Annotated in this window: 7 protein-coding genes; 4 read left to right on the top strand and 3 right to left on the bottom strand. The window is 41.3% G+C overall.

Annotated elements, in window-relative coordinates; genetic code table 11:
- Nucleotides 1-572: hypothetical protein (locus PHR02_RS11075; protein WP_299992097.1), on the bottom strand; the 572-nt coding region annotated here is incomplete at its 3' end.
- A 143-nt stretch (nucleotides 573-715) separates the two neighbouring features.
- Here PHR02_RS11075 and aguB point away from each other — a divergent pair.
- The 4 genes from aguB to PHR02_RS11095 all read left to right on the top strand — a co-directional run bounded on the left by aguB (nucleotide 716) and on the right by PHR02_RS11095 (nucleotide 3,094).
- Nucleotides 716-1,567: an N-carbamoylputrescine amidase gene (gene aguB, locus PHR02_RS11080; protein ID WP_299992098.1), complete on the top strand. Its 852-nt coding sequence runs from the start codon at nucleotides 716-718 to the stop codon at nucleotides 1,565-1,567.
- Between the two features lie 71 nt (nucleotides 1,568-1,638).
- A complete protein-coding gene (locus PHR02_RS11085) occupies nucleotides 1,639-1,929 on the top strand; it encodes a type II toxin-antitoxin system CcdA family antitoxin (RefSeq protein ID WP_299992100.1) in 291 nt (96 codons plus the stop codon).
- Nucleotides 1,929-2,240 carry a CcdB family protein gene (locus PHR02_RS11090; protein WP_299992101.1) on the top strand — a complete coding sequence of 104 codons (312 nt, stop codon included), beginning with the start codon at nucleotides 1,929-1,931 and terminating at the stop codon, nucleotides 2,238-2,240. Before PHR02_RS11085 ends, PHR02_RS11090 begins: the two co-directional genes overlap by 1 nt.
- 65 nt (nucleotides 2,241-2,305) lie before the next feature.
- Nucleotides 2,306-3,094 carry a J domain-containing protein gene (locus PHR02_RS11095; RefSeq protein WP_299992103.1) on the top strand — a complete coding sequence of 263 codons (789 nt, stop codon included), beginning with the start codon at nucleotides 2,306-2,308 and terminating at the stop codon, nucleotides 3,092-3,094.
- On the opposite strand, the gene PHR02_RS11100 is transcribed toward PHR02_RS11095, so the two are convergent.
- Together PHR02_RS11100 and PHR02_RS11105 are read right to left on the bottom strand one after the other, a co-directional pair.
- The gene (locus PHR02_RS11100) at nucleotides 3,077-3,982 is read right to left on the bottom strand and encodes a DUF234 domain-containing protein (protein WP_299992105.1); all 906 of its coding nucleotides are present in this window, start codon (nucleotides 3,980-3,982) and stop codon (nucleotides 3,077-3,079) included. The genes PHR02_RS11095 and PHR02_RS11100 overlap by 18 nt on opposite strands.
- A 23-nt stretch (nucleotides 3,983-4,005) precedes the next feature.
- Nucleotides 4,006-4,335 carry a hypothetical protein gene (locus tag PHR02_RS11105; RefSeq protein WP_299992107.1) on the bottom strand — a complete coding sequence of 110 codons (330 nt, stop codon included), beginning with the start codon at nucleotides 4,333-4,335 and terminating at the stop codon, nucleotides 4,006-4,008.
- Nucleotides 4,336-4,392: the final 57 nt, after the last annotated feature.

Genomic DNA, 4,392 nt, shown 5'->3' on the forward strand with positions numbered 1-4,392 from the left:
GTATTGGATGCGCTGATGAGACCATTCGTAGTAGAACCTATCGTCGAATTGGCTTGATCCAAGGTATCACGATACGATTCAATACTCTCTTGAGAATCGATACTAAGTGAAGAGGTAGACATCTCAGGGATCGAAGCACTTATGGTGCTCTCGCCTAGTGAGAGGGTTGTGCTACTTCCAAAAAGTGATTTACCGTTAAAACTGCTGCTATCGATACTCTGTTGCATTGATTCAACGGTACGGTTAAATTCGCTTTGCAATCCTTGTTTTTGAGTTTCGTTTAACGAAGCACTGTTGTAACGGACACTAAGATCATTGAGTGTTTGGGTTTGCTCGGAGAGAGAGTTTAAAGTTCCTCCGGTAATTTGCATCATGGCAATTCCGTCATTTGCATTCATAAGCCCTTGTGACATGGTAGAAATTTGGCTTTTGAGCATATCATTGATCGATCGTGAAGCGCTGTCTTGCATTCCTAGCTCTACTGCTGCTGCTATTTTATCGAGTGTTTTATCACGCTTATTCATCTCAGAATTCATTTGCGGAAGCGGGTTAAATTGGGGCTCTAATTTCATAGTATCCTCCTTCTTTTCTCAAGTGCGATTAGAATATCACCGAATAGATTAAAAGGGGATAATGTTTTTTGGCTAAATTGCCCCTGAACTGTAATAGAGCAATGCTATAATTTCGTCATTGTGAACGGTATAAGGAAAAGTGTATGGTTAAAGTAGCAGCAATACAAATGCAAATGGCTGAAGATAAGCAATCTAATATAGTAAAAGCTGAATCGATGGTACGTGAAGCGGCAGGAAATGGTGCCAATATCATCTTGATCCCTGAACTTTTCGAGGGGTACTATTTTTGCAAAGATATGGATAAAAAGTATTTCGAGTGGGCACAACCGCTCCTCAATAATCCATTAATCACCCATTTTAGCGCACTGGCGAAGGAGCTAGGGGTCGTGTTGCCGATCAGCTATTTCGAGCGAGATGGGGAGCAATATTTTAACTCTCTCGTGATGATCGACTCTGATGGCACCGTGATGGAAAACTACCGTAAAACCCACATCCCAGATGGTCCGGGTTATGAAGAGAAATTTTATTTTGCTCCCGGAGATACGGGGTTTAAAATATGGAAAACGGCATTTGGAAATGTCGGTGTCGGCATCTGCTGGGATCAGTGGTTTCCGGAGACTGCTCGCTCACTTACCCTCATGGGGGCAGATATGATTTTTTATCCGACCGCGATCGGAAGCGAACCCGAAATCGGAGTTGATTCGGCGTCGCACTGGCAGCGGGTACAGATGGGGCACTCTGCGGCAAACATCATCCCCGTGATCGCCGCCAACCGTATCGGTGAAGAGGTGGGTGAGAGTTGTACCCTGACCTTTTACGGTTCCTCGTTCATTACCGACCATACGGGGCAAAAAGTTGCCGAAGCTTCGCGTGACAAAGAGGAGATTCTCTACAGCGAGTTTGATCCTGTATCTATTCGCGAACATCGCCACTATTGGGGTCTTGTTCGTGATCGCCGACCGGAGTGTTATGGGAAAATTACAGAGAGAAATTAAACTCTATACATTATTTCTCATGCTATACTATCGATAAATTATCGATATTTTATCGACAAAGGAGTGCTAAAATGGAAACAGTATCTTTCGGTACATTTAGCCATTTAAAAGCGGATGTTGTGGGGGAAATGCTCGATGCAATGGGTGAGATTATCGTTAAAATTAAACCCAAAAACCAAAAAGCTCGCACGCTCTCTATTATCGATGCTGAGCGACTTGAACATCTCAAAACGCTTGAAATACGATATGAACGAGAGCAAAAAGCTGAGCGTTGGCGTGCGGAAAACAAAGAAGCGATTGAAGCGTTAAACGATTTTACGGTGAAATCGGGCGTATTTGCTTCAGAATATAGAGCTTTTTAGTGGCACAGTTTGATTTGCATGAGAACCAAAACACGCAAACCAATGAAACATATCCGTTTCTTTTAGATATTCAATCCGATATTTTAGGCGATTTGAATACAAGGCTAACCGTGCCGTTAGCTGTAGCTACGAAACAGTATAAAAGCTTACCCTTTACCCCTCTGATCGAAGTTAATGGTAAAAACTACATGGTGATGTTTCATTTGATGGCATCATACCCGATCAATGAATACGGCAGTGTTATTAGAAATCTTGAAAAAGATCGAAGTATGCTATTGGGTGCTTATGATTTTATGATACAGGGATATTGATCCAATCGGATATTTTGGAACTCCTTTTGCTTTAGTGAGGTAATAATCACTAAATGGAGGGGCCTGTGAGAGTTGTTTTGCGTAATAACGCTATCTTCGTTCAGGGGAGTGCTAATACTCTCGAAGAATCGTGGATGGAAGAATTTTTCGACCATCACATTCAAAACACTCTTTTCCTCGATAATGGGGTATTAGTCCTCAATAATGAAAACTCCTCGGATCAAAAAGAGGATTTTTTAGAAAATTTGAGTGAGCGCTACACGAAAATGAATGAGCTCACAGGGACATTTTACAGTCGATCACTCAAACGATGCAAAAGCGCTGCCATCCGCATCGAAGTACCGTATAAAAAAAGTGAAAACGTCGATGTAAAGCTCTATGCGTATGGACCTGATCGGGTAAAATTGACCTTTTTAACCCCTAATACATGGGTTATGCGTTATCTTAAACAGCAACTCTCCTCTCTTTTACTCACCACTACCGCTAGTGATCTTTATATTGATGTGACAACTTCGCAGGCCAAAGCACGTCTCGAAAAAACACTTAATCGTCGAGAAGTGCTCCATTTTATGATCAATTACCATTACGATGATGCATTTATGAGTAAGTTGTATGGAAACTATCGAGGTTGGGGGCATGGAAACGATGCGATCGATAAGATGATCCGTTACCATGCAATTTTTGAGATACCGATGGGCTCATCTCCTGTGGATTTGAAAAAGCGATACCGTACTCTCGCAAAACGGTATCATCCTGACCGTGTTCAAAGCAAAAATCCAAAAACTATCAACAAATACACTGAAAAATTTCAACTCCTCCAAGAGGCATACGGCGCATTACAAGCGGTTAGTTAATACGCTTAAATCTTCGGCACAAAAGCGGTAGAGTTGTTTGTCATTCATGTCACGCAATTCATTTGAAAAGCCCCGTTTGCTAAAGAGTAAAATTTTATTCGGAGTGATTGAGAGCTTAGTGCATTTCTCTTCGAGTTTATGAAGCTCTTTTTTGTTTACTTTGTGGTTTGTCCATTTGCACTCCCCTACCCAGATTTCCCCCTCCATCGTTTCACAAAACAAATCTATTTCCACTTCACGGTTCCAATAGCTTCCTGAATCGAGGATATCACTTTTAAATTTTGGTGCTAAAACGTCTCGAATATAGAGATCGCATAGCTCTTCAAACGTAAACCCGACAAAAGCATTAAAATGAGCATGAAAGTGATTAAAAAATGGTTCATAATTACGTTCTGAGATTGAGGCAATAAAGGGTTTGACAAAGGCGAACCAAAAGCGGATAAACGGAGTTGAAAATCGGTATTTGTGAGAAATGCGATGATGTTCGATCTCTTTTTTAAATCGTTGTTTTGGATGGGCGCGTTCCAGCGGTATTTCACGTGAGCGCTCTAACGTAAGATAACCGCTGAATCGTAAAAATTCAAAGGCCTCAGCACCACGTTCTTTGCCGATGCGAGCACGACGATAAGCCGATCCCTGCCGTCGATCGCCCACTGCTACAGCATGTAAAAGGTTTAAATAAAGGGGATCATTCCGAAGCGGTGCGAGGAGGTCTTCGCGATGGGTTTCAAAGGGTTCAAGTATGTGGTGAGTGATAAGCAATTCAACACTCTCATCGGTATTGATAGCTTCGTCGTAACCTCCGAAGATGGCGAATAGCTCAATGCACTGTTCCATATCCCCAGGGAGGTTGCGCTGAAAAAAATTACGTAAAAGATTTCTATCCATTGGATAGATTATAACGAATTGCTCTACGAAGCGAGTACAGTTTCGATGTTTTTTAAAATTTTATTTACACGTTCTGTATATTGGGATAATGTATCTCTATATGTATTTGCAGCTGAGGCATTGACTTCGAGCTCTCCCAAAATATCCATCATTGTTCGGACAAAATCTCGGTGATTAGCACATTCATGGCATACTGTAGTGTTAGAGCACATTCCACTATTCATCGTAAAATAGGCTTCTTCGGTAGCAATGCTCAGTTTAGTAAAATAGTTGTTATCTTTTGTCTCTTGAGAGGTTAACAACGTATTAATGTCTTGAAATAGCTTTCTAGCCTCACTTAAAACATTTTTCATAGTTTTCTCCTGTTTTATTTCGGAAACTTTATTGTATCTCAAAAAAAGGTAGAATAC

Origin of the sequence: Sulfuricurvum sp. (assembly GCF_028688295.1) — a bacterium.
GTDB lineage: Bacteria > Campylobacterota > Campylobacteria > Campylobacterales > Sulfurimonadaceae > Sulfuricurvum.